At 63.8% G+C, this 13,907-nt stretch carries 11 protein-coding genes; 6 read left to right on the top strand and 5 right to left on the bottom strand.

The window, feature by feature from the left end:
• Positions 1-2,515, bottom strand: a 2,515-nt coding sequence (acnA, locus tag QZY01_RS15435) for an aconitate hydratase AcnA (protein WP_294538677.1), incomplete at its 3' end; no start/stop codon positions are given.
• Positions 2,516-2,672: 157 nt separating this feature from the next.
• On the opposite strand from acnA, the gene ccmA reads away from it, so the two are divergent.
• The 3 genes from ccmA (at position 2,673) to QZY01_RS15420 (ending at position 8,003) form a co-directional block, all read left to right on the top strand.
• Complete coding sequence (ccmA, locus tag QZY01_RS15430) at positions 2,673-3,323, top strand: heme ABC exporter ATP-binding protein CcmA (protein WP_294538675.1); 651 nt, start codon at positions 2,673-2,675, stop codon at positions 3,321-3,323.
• Complete coding sequence (gene ccmB / locus QZY01_RS15425) at positions 3,323-3,994, top strand: heme exporter protein CcmB (protein ID WP_294538672.1); 672 nt, start codon at positions 3,323-3,325, stop codon at positions 3,992-3,994. Before ccmA ends, ccmB begins: the two co-directional genes overlap by 1 nt.
• Positions 3,995-4,154: 160 nt before the next feature.
• Positions 4,155-8,003, top strand: coding sequence for a hypothetical protein (locus QZY01_RS15420; protein ID WP_294538670.1), 3,849 nt, complete (start codon positions 4,155-4,157; stop codon positions 8,001-8,003).
• A gap of 222 nt (positions 8,004-8,225) precedes the next feature.
• Here QZY01_RS15420 and QZY01_RS15415 read toward each other — a convergent pair whose 3' ends face one another.
• Both QZY01_RS15415 and QZY01_RS15410 read right to left on the bottom strand, forming a co-directional pair.
• A complete protein-coding gene (locus QZY01_RS15415) occupies positions 8,226-8,612 on the bottom strand; it encodes a helix-turn-helix domain-containing protein (protein WP_294538668.1) in 387 nt (128 codons plus the stop codon).
• A gap of 110 nt (positions 8,613-8,722) precedes the next feature.
• Complete coding sequence (locus tag QZY01_RS15410) at positions 8,723-9,586, bottom strand: NAD(P)H-binding protein (protein WP_294538665.1); 864 nt, start codon at positions 9,584-9,586, stop codon at positions 8,723-8,725.
• Between the two features lie 282 nt (positions 9,587-9,868).
• Between QZY01_RS15410 and QZY01_RS15405 the strand changes: the two genes are divergently transcribed.
• The gene (locus QZY01_RS15405; protein ID WP_294538662.1) at positions 9,869-10,249 is read left to right on the top strand and encodes a 2Fe-2S iron-sulfur cluster-binding protein; all 381 of its coding nucleotides are present in this window, start codon (positions 9,869-9,871) and stop codon (positions 10,247-10,249) included.
• A 93-nt stretch (positions 10,250-10,342) separates the two neighbouring features.
• Here the strand turns inward: QZY01_RS15405 and queC are convergent, their stop codons facing one another.
• Positions 10,343-11,038 (bottom strand): 7-cyano-7-deazaguanine synthase QueC, encoded by a 696-nt coding sequence (gene queC, locus QZY01_RS15400; protein WP_294538658.1) that lies wholly within the window; start codon positions 11,036-11,038, stop codon positions 10,343-10,345.
• A 25-nt stretch (positions 11,039-11,063) separates the two neighbouring features.
• Between queC and QZY01_RS15395 the strand changes: the two genes are divergently transcribed.
• Positions 11,064-12,278 carry an aminodeoxychorismate synthase component I gene (locus QZY01_RS15395; RefSeq protein ID WP_342394902.1) on the top strand — a complete coding sequence of 405 codons (1,215 nt, stop codon included), beginning with the start codon at positions 11,064-11,066 and terminating at the stop codon, positions 12,276-12,278.
• Complete coding sequence (locus QZY01_RS15390) at positions 12,245-12,907, top strand: aminotransferase class IV (protein ID WP_294538655.1); 663 nt, start codon at positions 12,245-12,247, stop codon at positions 12,905-12,907. The genes QZY01_RS15395 and QZY01_RS15390 overlap by 34 nt, the downstream gene beginning before the upstream one ends.
• Here the strand turns inward: QZY01_RS15390 and nudC are convergent.
• Positions 12,872-13,900: an NAD(+) diphosphatase gene (nudC, locus tag QZY01_RS15385; RefSeq protein WP_294538652.1), complete on the bottom strand. Its 1,029-nt coding sequence runs from the start codon at positions 13,898-13,900 to the stop codon at positions 12,872-12,874. The genes QZY01_RS15390 and nudC overlap by 36 nt on opposite strands.
• Positions 13,901-13,907: the final 7 nt, after the last annotated feature.

Below are 13,907 nucleotides of genomic sequence, written 5' to 3'. Positions count from 1 at the left end.
TCCAGCTTGCGCCTTCCTCAAAAGTCAGCGGCAGGACGCCCATGCCGACCAGGTTCGACCGGTGGATGCGCTCGAAGCTCTGGGCGATGACCGCGCGCACGCCCAAAAGATTGGCTCCCTTGGCCGCCCAGTCGCGCGACGAGCCATTTCCATATTCGATGCCGGCGAAGACGACGAGCGGGGTTTTGGACTTCTGGTATTTCATCGCCGCGTCGTAGATCGACAAGACCTCGCCGCCGGGAAAGAATTTGGTGTTTCCGCCTTCCGGCGCGGTTCCGTCTTCAGCCGCCAGCATGAAATTCTTGATCCGGATATTGGCGAAAGTGCCGCGCATCATCACTTCGTGATTGCCGCGCCGCGTGCCGTATTGGTTGAAATCTTCCGGCTTGACCTTGTTGGCGATCAGATATTTGCCGGCGGGCGAAGAGGCCTTGATCGAACCGGCGGGAGAAATATGGTCGGTGGTGATCTTGTCGCCGAACAGCGCCAGAACCCGCGCGCCCTCGATGTCCGCGATCGGCCTGGGCTCTACGGTGATGCCCTTGAAATAGGGCGGGTTCTGCACGTAGGTCGACTTGTTGTCCCAGACATAGGTCTGGCTTTTCGGCGCCTTGACCCTGCGCCAATTGGCGTCGCCCTTGAACACGTCGGCATATTTCGCCTTGAACAGCGTTTTGGTGACGTTCTTGCGAATGAATTCCTGAATTTCCTGCGAGGTCGGCCAGATGTCGCGCAAAAAGATCGGCTCGCCCTTCTTGTTATGGCCGAGCGGCTCCGACGTCAGGTTCTTCTGGACCGAACCGACAAGGGCATAGGCGACGACCAGCGGCGGCGAGGCGAGGTAATTGGCCTGCACGTCGGGGGAGACGCGGCCCTCAAAATTGCGGTTGCCGGACAGGACGGCGGCGGCGACAACGCCATTGGCGTTGATCGATTTGGAGATTTTCGCCGGTAGCGGGCCGGAATTGCCGATACAGGTGGTGCAGCCGAAGCCGACGAGATTGAAACCGAGCTTGTCGAGCGATTTCTGCAGGCCCGATTTCGCGAGATATTCGGCGACGACCTGCGAACCGGGGGCGAGCGACGTCTTTACCCAGGGCTTCTGCTTCAGGCCGGCGGCGACTGCGTTGCGCGCCAACAGGCCCGCGCCGATCAGCACGCTCGGATTGGACGTATTGGTGCAGGAGGTGATGGCGGCGATCACCACGTCGCCCTGGCCGATATCGAAGTCTTCGTCCTCGACCTGGTAGCGCTCGGCGATCTGCGCGAATTTCTTGTATTCGCTCTCCATCGCGGCGGCGAAGCCTTCGGCGACGGATTCGAGCGCAATTCGGCTCTCCGGGCGCTTCGGGCCGGCGAGCGAGGGCACTACGCTGTTGAGATCAAGCTCGACCGTGTCGGTAAAAACCGGTTCGGGCGCCGTGCGGGTGCGGTACAGGCCTTGAGCGCGGGCATATTTCTCGACCAGCGCCACGCGGGCCGGCTTGCGGCCGGTATTTGCGAGAAAGGCGATGGTTTCGCCGTCAATCGGGAAAAAGCCGCAGGTCGCGCCATATTCCGGACCCATATTGGCGATGGTCGCGCGGTCGGCGAGCGACAAAGCGTCGAGTCCGGGGCCGAAAAATTCGACGAATTTGCCGACCACGCCTTTTTTGCGCAAAATCTGGGTGACCGTCAGCACCACGTCGGTGGCGGTGACGCCTTCCTTGATCTTGCCCACCAGTTTGAAGCCGATGACTTCCGGCAGCAGCATGGACTGCGGCTGGCCGAGCATGGCCGCTTCCGCCTCGATGCCGCCGACGCCCCAACCGAGCACGGAGACGCCATTGACCATGGTGGTGTGGGAATCGGTGCCGACGACGGTGTCGGGATAGGCGACTTCGACGGTCAAAGCCTTGCCGCGCGCCGGCTGGTATTTTTCTTTTTTCGTCCAGACGGTCTGGGCAAGATATTCGAGATTGACCTGATGGCAGATGCCGGTGCCGGGCGGAACGACGCGGAAATTGTCGAGCGCGTCCTGGCCCCATTTGAGGAAGGTGTAGCGCTCGCCATTGCGGCTATATTCGAGATCGACATTGGTTTTCAGCGCGCTCCGGCTGCCAAAGGCGTCGACGATCACCGAATGGTCGATGACGAGATCCACGGGGACCAGCGGATTGATTTTTTCAGGATCGCCGCCGAGCGTCTTGATGCCGTCGCGCATGGCGGCGAGATCGACGACGGCGGGCACGCCGGTGAAATCCTGCATCAGCACGCGCGCCGGGCGGAAGGCGATTTCCCGCTCGACCTTGCCCTTGTTGACGATCCATTCGGCGACGCCCTGGATGTCTTCCTTGGTGACGGTGCGGCCGTCCTCGTTGCGCAGCAGATTCTCGAGCAGCACCTTCATCGAATAGGGCAATTGCGAAATGCCCGCCAAACCATTTTTTTCGGCCGCTTTCAGCGAAAAATAATGATAGGTCCTGGCGCCGACCTTGAGGGTCTTGCGGCTGTTGAAGCTGTCGAGTGAGGACATTGCTGGGAGATCCCGAAAAAAGTGCGAGAATTGAGATGGTCGAGCTTATAGATAAATCCGCAAACGCGGGCTACACAAACGAAAGTTTCGACTCAAGCCGCAGTCCTTCCGCCTCGATCCTGCCGGCGCGACGATCCGGTGAAACGGGATTTTTGTTGTGCTACAGCAGCTTGAAGGCCTCCATCTCTCCGCGCGGTCGCTTCTCGTCGAACGCGGCGGTCGCGCTATCGTGAAAGACGTTTCGTTCGAACTGGCGTCGGGCGAAGCGCTTATGGTGCTCGGACGCAACGGCTCCGGCAAGTCGACCTTGTTGCGGGCGCTGGCCGGCCTGCTGCCGCTGCGCGGCGGCGAGCTGGCTTTCAACGGCGGCGACGGCGCGCTATTGTGTGAAAGCGCGCATTACGTCGGCCATGCCGACGGGCTGAAATCGGCGCTGACGGCGCTGGAAAATCTGGCGTTCTGGGCCTCCATGCTGGGCGCTGGAGCAAAATTTTCGCCACAAGAGGCGCTGGAAAAAGTCGGGCTGGCGCGGATTGGCGATTTTCCGGTCGGCTATCTCTCCGCCGGCCAGAAGCGGCGCGTGGCGCTCGCCCGCCTTTTCGTCGCCCCGCGCCCGGTATGGATTCTCGACGAACCGGCGACCGCGCTCGATGTCGGCTCGCAGGAAAAATTCGCCGCCAGCATGGCCGAGCATCGCGCCGGCGGCGGCATGATCCTCGCCGCCACCCATGCGCCGCTTGGCCTGATCGACGCCAAGGAACTGCGGCTTGACGCAAGAGCGGCGCATGAGCGCGCGGGAGTCGCCTGATGTCCTCGCCTCTGGTGGCGCTGTTCCTGCGCGAAGCGCGCATCGCCCGTTCGATCGGCGGCGGCGGCGCCATGGGCGTGGTGTTTTTCCTGATCCTGGTCAGCCTGACTCCTTTCGCCATCGGCCCGGACCTTAACCTTCTCGCCCAGATCGGCCCCGCCATTTTGTGGATCGCGGCGCTGCTGGCGACCCTGCTCGGCCTCGACCGGCTGTTTCAGGCCGACGCCGACGATGGTTCGCTCGATCTGTTGACGATGACCTCGACGCCGCTGGAGCTTGTGGTTCTGGTCAAATGCGCCGCCCACTGGACGCTCACCGCCTTGCCGCTCGTCGCGGCCGCGCCGCTGCTCGGCCTGATGCTGGGGCTGGAGCCTCGGGCGCAGGCCGGCGTCGCCGCCTCTCTGCTGGCGGGAACCCCGGCTCTGACCCTGCTCGGCGCCATTGGCGCGGCGCTGACGGCGGGAATGCGGCGCGGCGGGCTGTTGATGGCGGTCCTGATCCTGCCGCTGACGACGCCAGTGCTGATTTTCGGCGTTTCGACGGCGGCGGCGGCAAGTGGCGGCACGGTGCCCTTCCACACGCCCTTCCTTATATTATGTGCGCTGTCGCTGGCGACCGTCGCCGGGGCGCCCTTCGCCGCCGCCGCCGCGCTGCGCGGGCGGGAGGGCTGATCCCGGCATGGACGCAGGCGCTCCGTCCCGATGCGCGGACGGGTCAAAAAGGCGGCTGTAAACAGGCGTTTTGTCCCCAGGGGCCATTCGTTAAGGGTTTATTAACCATTTCTTTACACTCTCCGTTTGGTAATTTTCGCCCAGGAGAGGGATGATTCGAATGCGCAGACTATTCACTTCGTTGGCGGCTATCGGCGTCGTGGCTGGTCCCGCCCTTTGCGCCGACTTGTCGTCGCAGACGGCGCCGCCGTCATTGATTGAGCCGTCTCCCATCTCCACCGTCGCCGCAACCCAGCCGAAGGAAGTCCTCATCGCCGAGGCGAACAGCCAGTCGGCGGCGATTTCCGGTCCGGGCGTCGCCACCCTGGCGCTGAACGTGACGCAGGCTTTGGGCGATCCCCGGGCTCTAGGCGAAAGCCCCGACCAAATCTATTTGGTCGCGATTTCCGATACCGCCGCCCAGGTCGCGGCCCATTTCGAAGCCCTTGGCGCGGTCGCCAATCTCGCGTCGATCACGCTCGTCGATGGGGGAACGCCGACGCTGACCCTGACCGCTGGCCAGGCCGCGAAAAACATCAAGCAGTTGGCGGCGCTGACCGGCGGCTACCAGATCGCCATCGTCGACTCCGCCGCGCGTATTCCCGCCGTTCTCGACGCGCTCAACTCCAATGGGCATCTCGCCTCGATTGCTTTCACCGATGCGGGGACGCCGACCTTGACCCTGACGGCCAGCCAGGCCGTCAATGACGGCAAGGCGCTGGCGGCGCTGACCGGAAGCTACGCCGTCGTCGTCAGCGACGCCGCAGCCAATGTCGCGGCCCAGTTCGACGCCCTGAACGCCCTCGCCAATCTCCCGGCGATCGCCCTCACCGATGCGGGCGCGCCGACCCTGACTCTGACGGCCGGCCAGGCCGCCAGGGACGTCAAGGCGCTGGCGGCGCTGACGGGCGAATACGAGATCGCGGTCGTCGATGCGGCGGCGAATCTCCCCGCCGTTTTCGACACGCTCAACGCCAATACCCATCTCGCCTCGATCGCGCTGACCGACGCGGGAACGCCGACGCTGGCGCTGACCGTGGCGCAAACCTTCGACAACACGGATGCGCTGGCCGCAATTGAGACGCCTTATGCGATCGCGGTCAACGACAGCGCAGCGCAAATTCTGCAGGCGACCTCGGCTCTGTCCTCCATCGAGCAGGTCGCCGGGCTCAATATCGCCGATACGGCGGCGAATGTGTCGGCCAATATCGACGCGCTCAACGCCAACACCAATATAAAGTCCATCGCCCTGACCGACGGCGGGACGCAAAGCCTCACCCTGAGCGTCGCTCAGGCCGCCGGCGACACCCGGGCGCTCGGCGCGATCGTCGGGGCCTATCGGATCGCCATCGCCGACACCGCCGCCAATATCCTCGCCAGTTTCGACGCGCTCAACGCCGCGCCGCCGGCCTCGATCAAGTTCACCGATGCGGCGGCGCCTGTCCTGACGTTCGGCGCCGCTCAGGCGGTCAATGACGCCAAGGCTTTGGCCGCGCTCACCGGGGCCTATAAAATTGTCATCGCCGACACGGCAGCCAATATCTCGACCCATTTCGACGCTCTGAGCGCTCTGCCGCATCTCGATTCGGTCGCCTTGACCGATGGCGGCACGCCGACTCTGGCCCTGACAGCCGTCAAGGCGGCCAAAGGCGATGCGGCGCTGGCGGCGCTGACCGGCGCCTATTTCGTCGCGGTCGCCGACACGGCGGCCAATGTCGTGGCTTATTTCGACGCGATCGACGCCCGGACCAATATCGCATCGATCTCCCTGACGGATCAGGGCACGCCAAATCTGACTCTGACCGTGGCGCAGGCGCTGGGCAAAACCCGGGCGCTCAGCGAGATCGCCGGAAGCTACGCGCTGGTTGTCGCCGACACAGCGGCCAATGTCGCCGCCCAGTTCGACGCGCTCAACACGCTCGCGCCGCTCGACTCGATCGCGCTGACCGACGAGGGAAAGCCGACCCTGACGCTGACCGCAGCGCAAGGCGCCAAAGACGGCGCGGCGCTGGCGGCGCTCAAAGGCTCCGCCGCCATCGCCATTGCCGATACGGCGGCTCAAGTCGCGGCCCATATCGGCGCGCTCAACGATCTGGCCCCTCTCGCCTCGATTGCGCTGACCGATGGGGAAAAGCCGACGTTGCCCTTGAACGTGGCCCAGACGCTGAACCAACCGCGCGCCCTGGCGGCGATTGTTTCGCCCTACGCCATAGAAGTGACGGACGCCGCGCCGGCAATCCTCGGGTCGCTCGAAGCTTTGGGTCGAGTCGCGCAGGTCGCCTCGATCAACGTCGCCGACCGGGCCGAGGTTGTTTCCGCCTCCTTCGATGCGCTGAACGCCGCGCCGGGGATCGCCTCGATCACAGTGACGGATGGCGCTCAAGCCAGCGTTGCGCTCGACGCGCGCCAGGCGGCCAATGACACGAAGGCGCTGGCCAAATTGGCCGGAACCTTTGCCATCGCCGTCACCGACACGACCGCCAATGTCGCTGCTCAGTTCGACGCCCTCAACGGGGCGTCCCATTTGGCCTCGATTGCGCTGACCGACGGCGCGACCGTCGGCCTGAGCTTGACGGCGACGCAAGCGGCGGATAACGCCAAGTCGATCGCGGCTCTCTCCGGCCCCGGCGAGATCGGGGTCACCGATACCGCCGCGAATGTCTCAAGTCGTTTCGATGCTCTTAACGCCAATCCGCGTCTGCGCTCGATTGTCCTGACCGACGAGGGAACGCCGGCGCTCGGCTTGAACGCAAGACAGACGATTGAGGGCGCTGCGGCGCTTCGGGCGATCTCCGGTCCCTACAGTGTAGCGGTCCGCGACGACGCCTCGGCGATTTCCGCCAATTTCGGCGCGCTGAACGCCGACGGGCGGATTTCCTCGATCGCCGTGTCGGACAGCAATCCGCTCCGTCTGACGGTGGCGCAAATAAACGGCGGCGCGGTCGCCCTGGACAAAATCGCCAGCGATAGCTTCAAAGTGGTTGTCGTCGATACGGCGGCCAATCTCGCCGCCGTCGGCAAGGAGCCATTTTCCAAGTCCTATGTGGTCTCCATCGGCGTCTCCGACACGGCGGAAAATGTCGCCGCCCAGCTGGACGCGCTGAATGCCAATTCCACCGTCTCGGAAATCATCCTCACCGGCGACCAGGCTCCGATTCTCGGCGTCACGCTCGCCCAGGCGCTGGCCGATAAAGTGGCGCTCGACAAAATCAAGGGCCCCTTTGCGCTGGCGGTTCGGGACACGACCGCGAATGTTCTGGCCAACCTCGACGCTTTGAACCTCGACCCCAGAGTCCGTTCGATCGCGCGGACGGACGGGCTTGACGCGCCGTTGAAATTTACGGTGCAACAAGCCCTTGCCTACAGGCCGGCGCTGGAGAAGCTGAGCGCGTCGAATACGCCGATCGTCGTGTCCGACAACGCCTTGAATGTCTCTGCCGGCCTCGCCGCGCTGGCCGCCGATCCTTTCGTCTCCAGCATCACTGTCGTCGATGCGGCGGCGAATATTCTGGCCAATAAGATAGTCTTCGTCGGCGAGCCGAAGATCACGGGCATTGTCGTCGCCGACAAGGCCGCCAATGTAGCGAAGCTTATCGACCAGCTCGAAATCACAGGGAAGATCGGCGCGATTCATTTGAGCGACACAGGGAAGGCCAAGCTGGTTCTCAGCGTCGCGCAGGCCCTGGCCGACAAAAAGACCCTCGCCGCGATTTCGGGTCCCTACAAGATCGAGATCGTCGACACCGTCGCCAATGTGCTCGCCGATCGCTCAAAGATCGAGGCCAACCCGGCCGTGGCGTCGATCGACATTGTCGATACGCCTTCGGCGATTGCCGGAGAGCTTCCGACGCTGATCAGGATTCCGCTTTACCGCGGCTACAGCCTGCAGACATCTAGCGCCGAGCCGACCTCGGTTGGTGGCAAGGTGGCGACCATCGCCGGGAACGAAAGCCCGGCCGAAACGAAGTAAGGCGTTTTCGAGCAAACCGAAGACCACCTGGATTGAACGACTCTGGAGCTTTTCCAACTTCACTTGAAGCGGGAAAAGCTCCAGATCGTTTTTGCGGGAGCCTATTCTTGACGCGAACCGGCATCCGCTCTCTCAGTATAGGCTCGAACTACCGCCGGCGCCGTTGTCACGGACAATCCCCGTCCCCGGTCGCCTTTCCCGAAAAAAGACGGGGCGGAAGCTTCAGGCGTTTCGCGCGGCTTCGATTTCTTCCAGCAAGGCCATATTTTCATGGGCCCATCGGCATAGCATGGCGGTCGGCTCATGAAGGCGGCGACCGGTATCGGTCAGCCGATATTCGGTCCTCGGCGGCGAGACCGGATAGGCTGTCCGTTCAACGAGGCCAGCCGCTTCGAGCTCCCGGAGGACCTGGGTCAGCATCTTCCTGGAAATATCCGGGATGCGGCGCTGAAAATCGCCGAAGCGCAAAACGCCTCCGGCGAGACAATAAAGAACAACCGGTGTCCACTTGTCCCCGATGACCCGCAACACGCGCCGAACCGGACAGCGCGCGCCCATTATTTCGGGTTCGGGCGAGGGCGACGACGTGCTGCGTTGGGAATCATCCATGCCCGGACACCGGGCGCGGCGTTGGGAAATATGCCTTGATCGCGCTCGTCGTCAGGCCGGAACTCGGATGCATCGCTGGCCGCGCCCGATCGCCCGTCATTCCCGCTCCGTCACGCCGGGTCGCGGCGAAACGCCGCCGCGTTCTCGCGCAGATAGGCGTCGAGCGCGCGCGCGGGCTTGCCCAGCAGGCCCGCGACGACGCTGTCGATGGCGGCGCAGCTTCCGGTCCGGTAATATTCCTGCAATTCGAGAATCGCGGTGACTTGCCATTCCGGCATGCCGATGCCCAGCATGGACTGCCGCTGCGCATCTTCGGGAATGTCCACGAAAGAGACCGGGGTCCCCAGCACGGCGGAAATTCGCGCCGCAATCTCGGCATTGCTGACGGCTTCGGGGCCATACAACTCGTAGGTCTTCGCCAGATGCGGCCGCGGGTCGCCCAGAATCCCGGCGGCGATTTCGCCCACGTCGCGCACATCGATCAAACTGGTTCTCGTGTCGCCCATGGCCGCGTAAAACGCCCCGCTCGCGCGAATGCTCGCGGCGTCATAGGTGACGATATTCTGCATGAAGCCGTTGGGGCGCAGGATGGTGTAATCGAGCCCCGTCCCCCGCAAATAATCTTCGACCCTGGCATGCCAGCTCGGAAAAGACTTGGTGAAACGGCCCGCCCCCATGGCCGAATTCAACACGATATGGCGCACGCCCGTCGCCTTGCAGGCGTCGATCATGTTGATTTCATATTCAACCAGCTGGGGTATCGGCCCGCAAACAAGATAGACTCGGTCGATGCCTTCGAGCGCCCTCGAAAGACTGGCCTTGTCGCTGAAATCCGCAATCGCCGGATCGCCCGTCGGGCCGCGTCCGGCGTCCCGCTCGCTGCGGTACATGGCGCGAACGGGCGAGCCATTCCTCAAGGCGGCGTCGAGCACCGCTCCCCCGGCGTTACCCGAAGCGCCCGTGATCAGCAGCATGTCCGTCCCCCGCCCCGAGCGGCGTCCAGGAGCCTTTTGGCTCCTGCGTCCAACCGATGCGCCATAGTAGGGGAAAGCGGCCGTCGCTCAAGTAGGAACCTTTTGGTAACCAGACCCGCCAGTCGCGCCGGGCCTCAAGGCGCGGTCGCAAGCCCTTTCGGCTCTTGAGCAAAACCATGCGGTCGGAGAGTCTCGGATCGGGCGCGATGCGGGCATGGCTCTTGCTAGGGAGTTGGCTGGAGCAAATGCGGACTCGCAAATACTGCTTTCGGGAGAATCCCCATGGCCAATGTGACTTTTTCTTCGCCGTCCCTTCCCCATGACGAGACCGTCAGCACGGCCGCCAGGGATCCGGGAACGCTTCTGGCGCTCGCCAAGTCGCACAAGATTCCCATCCCCTTCGATTGCCAGGATGGGGAATGCGCGTCTTGCCTTGTCGAGATTGAAGTGCTCGATTTTTCAACCCAGTCCTTTGCCCTCACCGACAAAGAGAAGGAAATTCTCAAGCAACTCGGCAAGAAAACCAAAACCGACATCAAGATCGCTGAGGCGCGCAACATCGCGCCGCATTTCCGTCTGGCCTGCCAATACGTGATCCATGACGAAGATATTGTGGTGAAATTCGTCGGCGACGAGACTCTGCCCGTCCGCAAGCGCAAATAACAGGCAATTCGGGCCGAAAATTTGGGCTGGCCGGTTTGTCGTCGGTCCGGGGCGCCGGCCGTCGCCGGTGTGCGCCCTCGGCGTAACGGTCGTTCAGGAAGCCGCGCTCGCGCGCCAGCGCGCATATCCGTCCGCCCGCAGCTTGCAGGCGGGGCAGGCGCCGCAGCCAAAACCCCAGGCGTGGCGCGCGCCGCGTTCGCCGAGGTAGCAGGTGTGGCTATGCTCGACGATCGCCTCGACCAGTCGTTCGCCGCCGAGTTGTTGCGCCAGCGCCCAGCTTTGCGCCTTGTCGATCCACATCAACGGCGTTTCCAGCACGAACCGGCTTTCCATTCCGATATTGAGCGCCACCTGCATCGCCTTGATGGCGTCGTCGCGGCAGTCGGGATAGCCGGAGAAATCGGTCTCGCACATGCCGCCGACGATATGGGTGAGGCCCCGCCGATACGCCAGCGCCGCCGCGAAGGCCAGGAAAATAAGATTGCGGCCGGGCACGAACGTATTGGGCAGGCCTTTCGCGCCCATTTCAATGGCCTTGTCGCCGGTCAGGGCGGTGTCGGAAAGCGCGCCGAGCGCCGACAGGTCGATGACATGATCGTCCCCGAGCCTTTGCTCCCATTGCGGCTTGAGCGCCGTCAGCCGTTCGCACAGGCCGGCGCGTTGGGCGAGTTCGACGCGATGGCGCTGGCCATAATCGAATCCCACGGTCTCGACGCGCGCAAAACGCTCCAGAGCCCAGGCGAGACAGGTCGTCGAATCCTGTCCGCCGGAAAACAGCACCAAAGCCATATATTTTCTCCGATCCAAGACCCGCTTGCTACACAAATGCGGCGGGAGCGTCCATGGCGGCGGCGGGCTTTCGCAATCGCCCGGGCCGCGCTATCTGGGTCTTCGCGCGAAAAACGGGATTTTGCCGCCTTTGCCACCCTTTTGCCTGATCGAGGAGTCCGACGCCGGCGCCGCCTTGCTGTTCGAGGGGCCGCGCGAAAAAATCGTCGCTTTCACGGCTGAGGAGGTCGCGTCGGCGCTGGCGGCGATGCAGGCTTCGAGCGCGGCGGGCTTTCATCTTGCCGGAATCCTGTCTTACGAATGCGGCTATGTGTTCGAGCCGCGTCTGAGCAAGCTTTTGCCGACGCGCAGCGGGCGCCCGTTGCTGCAATTTGGCGTATTCGACGCCCCGCGCCGCGTCGAAATCTCCGCCGAAAATCCGGCAAGCGTCAAGGATGTGCGCCCCTCGTGGGATTTCGACGATTATCGGCGCCGCTTCGACGCCTGCCGCGACTATATCGCCGCTGGCGACGTCTATCAGATCAACCTGACTTTCCCCTTCACCGGTCGCCAGCAGGGCGCGCCGCTCGATCTCTATGCGCTGTTGCGGCAGCGCCAGCCGGCGCAACTCGGCGGGGTGATCGCGCTCGGCGACCGCGCCATCGTGTCGCTGTCGCCCGAATGGTTTTTTTCGACGCGCAGCCGAAAAATTTCGACGCGGCCGATGAAAGGCACGGCCCCGCGCGGCGCCGACCCATTGCGCGACGCGGCGCTGGCTCTGGCGCTGGCGCGCGACGAGAAAAACCGCGCCGAAAACCTGATGATCGTCGATCTGCTGCGCAATGATCTGAGCCGGCTGTCGGAGATCGGATCGGTGGTCGTCACCGATCTGTATTCCGTCGCGACCTTTCCGACCCTGCACCAGATGACCTCGGGCGTTGAGGGGTTCTTGCGCGAAAATCTGACTTTTGCCGAAATATTCGCCGGATTGTTTCCCTGTGGTTCGGTGACCGGGGCGCCAAAAATCCGCGCCATGGAAATCATCGCCGAACAGGAGGGCGCGCCGCGCGAAAATTATTGCGGCGCCATCGGCCATATAGCGCCAAATGGCGACATGCGGTTCAATGTCGCCATTCGGACCCTGACGCTCGATGGGCGCGGCGGACTGGTCTGTCCGGTCGGCTCGGCCATTGTCGCGGATTCGCAAGCCAGAGAGGAATATGCGGAATGTCTTCTCAAGGCGCGCTTCCTGACCGGCTAGAAGATTTCGGTCTGATCGAGACTTTGCTTTGGACGCGCGAGGGCGGCTATTTTTTGCGCGCCGGCCATGAAGCTCGGCTGGAAAATTCCGCCCGCGCGCTCGGCTTTGCTTTCGACCAAACAGCCTTCGACGAAGCTTTGGCGCGCGCCTGCGCGGACGGCGCCGCGCCGCGGTTGCGGGTGCGGCTTGCGCTGCGCCGCGACGGCGCCATCGAGGCGGCGGCGGCGCCTTGCGCGCCGGAGCCGCCGGGGAAAATCTGGCGCGTCGCAATCGCCAGACAACGCTTCGATTCGCGCGACGCCTTGCTTCGCCACAAGACGACGCGGCGGGAAATCTACGAAAGCGCGCTGGCCGAAGCGCAAGCCGCCGACCAAACCATCGATGAAGTGATCTTTCTCAACGAAAGGTACGAAATCTGCGAAGGCGCGCGCACCAATATTTTCATCTTGACCGGGGACGCGCTCTGGACCCCGCCCTTGTCCTGCGGCCTTCTGCCCGGCGTGTTGCGCGCCGACCTGCTGGCGCGGGGAAAGGCGCGCGAAAAAATCTTGGGAAAAGACGATCTGCGCGAAGAATTCCTGCTCGGCAATTCCCTACGCGGTCTTTTGCGCGCGCGCCTCGGCGATTGACGCGACTTCGTCTTCGCGGAGCCCAACCTGTTCTTCACGAAGCCAATGTTCCAGCAGGGAGCGGGCGATGGCGGCTTTCCCCGGCGCGAACAACCCTTCCTGATGGCGCTCCTCGATCATGGCGCGCGCCTCGGCGCGGGTGAACCAGCGGCAATCCTCCAGTTCCTCGGCGTCGATGCGAATATCGCGCGACAGCGCCTGCCCGATGCAGCCGAACATCAGCGAAGCCGGAAATGGCCAAGGCTGCGAGGCGGCGTAGCGCACCGCGCCGACGACAATGCCGGATTCCTCGAAAACTTCGCGCCGCACGGCTTCTTCGAGCGTCTCGCCGCTCTCGATGAAGCCGGCGAGACAGGAATACATTTTTTCCGGAAAATGCCGCGCCCGGCCAAGCAGGCAGAAGTCGCCATCGACCACCAGCATGATCGCCACCGGATCTGTGCGCGGAAAATGCCGCGCGCCGCAGGCGGGGCAGTCACGCCGCCAGCCGGCGGCGAAGGCCACGGTCGGCGCGCCGCAGCGCGCGCAAAAACCATGGGTGGCGTGATAATGCAGGATGGATTTGGCCTGACCCAGAATCGCCAGTTCAGGCCGGGTGAGACGGTTTTTCGCCGCCAGGACGCGCAGATCGCGGATTTGCAGTTCGGGCTTATTTTGCAGGACCAGCCGGCGCCGATCGCTCAAAGAGCCGTCGTCCGCTTCCTCCTGCATCTGGGCGGCGGCGTCGGGCAGCAGCAGGGCGAAGAGCGGCCCGCTCTCGTCGCGCCCGAGCAGAACCTCGATTTCAGCCGCGCCGAAGTCGCGCGCCTGCGCGAGAGGATGGCGGGCCAAGAGCGCGTCGCCCTCGGCGCGCAAGATTGGCATGGATTGCACAAGGACCACGGCCATTGCCGCCGGGTCGGCCGCCATTTGCGCCACCGCCGCCGCATCCTCGCGCAGAAGCGACAGGCGGTCGAGCGGATTGCCGGCAAAGCCCTCGACGGAATCGGGCATTTGTTCT

This window comes from uncultured Rhodoblastus sp. (assembly GCF_903903185.1).
Classification (GTDB): Bacteria; Pseudomonadota; Alphaproteobacteria; order Rhizobiales; family Beijerinckiaceae; genus Rhodoblastus.
Note: the sequence above shows the minus strand (reverse complement) of the source record. Positions and strands in the feature narration are given on the sequence as shown.

Bases quoted from the DNA above. Each gene is read 5' to 3' on its own strand.
- ccmB (WP_294538672.1), top strand. From the start codon at position 3,323: ATGTCCTCGCCTCTGGTGGCGCTGTTCCTGCGCGAAGCGCGCATCGCC.
- QZY01_RS15405 (WP_294538662.1), top strand. From the start codon at position 9,869: ATGGCCAATGTGACTTTTTCTTCGCCGTCCCTTCCCCATGACGAGACC.
- queC (WP_294538658.1), bottom strand. From the start codon at position 11,038: ATGGCTTTGGTGCTGTTTTCCGGCGGACAGGATTCGACGACCTGTCTC.
- nudC (WP_294538652.1), bottom strand. From the start codon at position 13,900: ATGCCCGATTCCGTCGAGGGCTTTGCCGGCAATCCGCTCGACCGCCTG.
- QZY01_RS15410 (WP_294538665.1), bottom strand. From the start codon at position 9,586: ATGCTGCTGATCACGGGCGCTTCGGGTAACGCCGGGGGAGCGGTGCTC.
- QZY01_RS15390 (WP_294538655.1), top strand. From the start codon at position 12,245: ATGTCTTCTCAAGGCGCGCTTCCTGACCGGCTAGAAGATTTCGGTCTG.
- QZY01_RS15415 (WP_294538668.1), bottom strand. From the start codon at position 8,612: ATGGATGATTCCCAACGCAGCACGTCGTCGCCCTCGCCCGAACCCGAA.
- QZY01_RS15420 (WP_294538670.1), top strand. From the start codon at position 4,155: ATGCGCAGACTATTCACTTCGTTGGCGGCTATCGGCGTCGTGGCTGGT.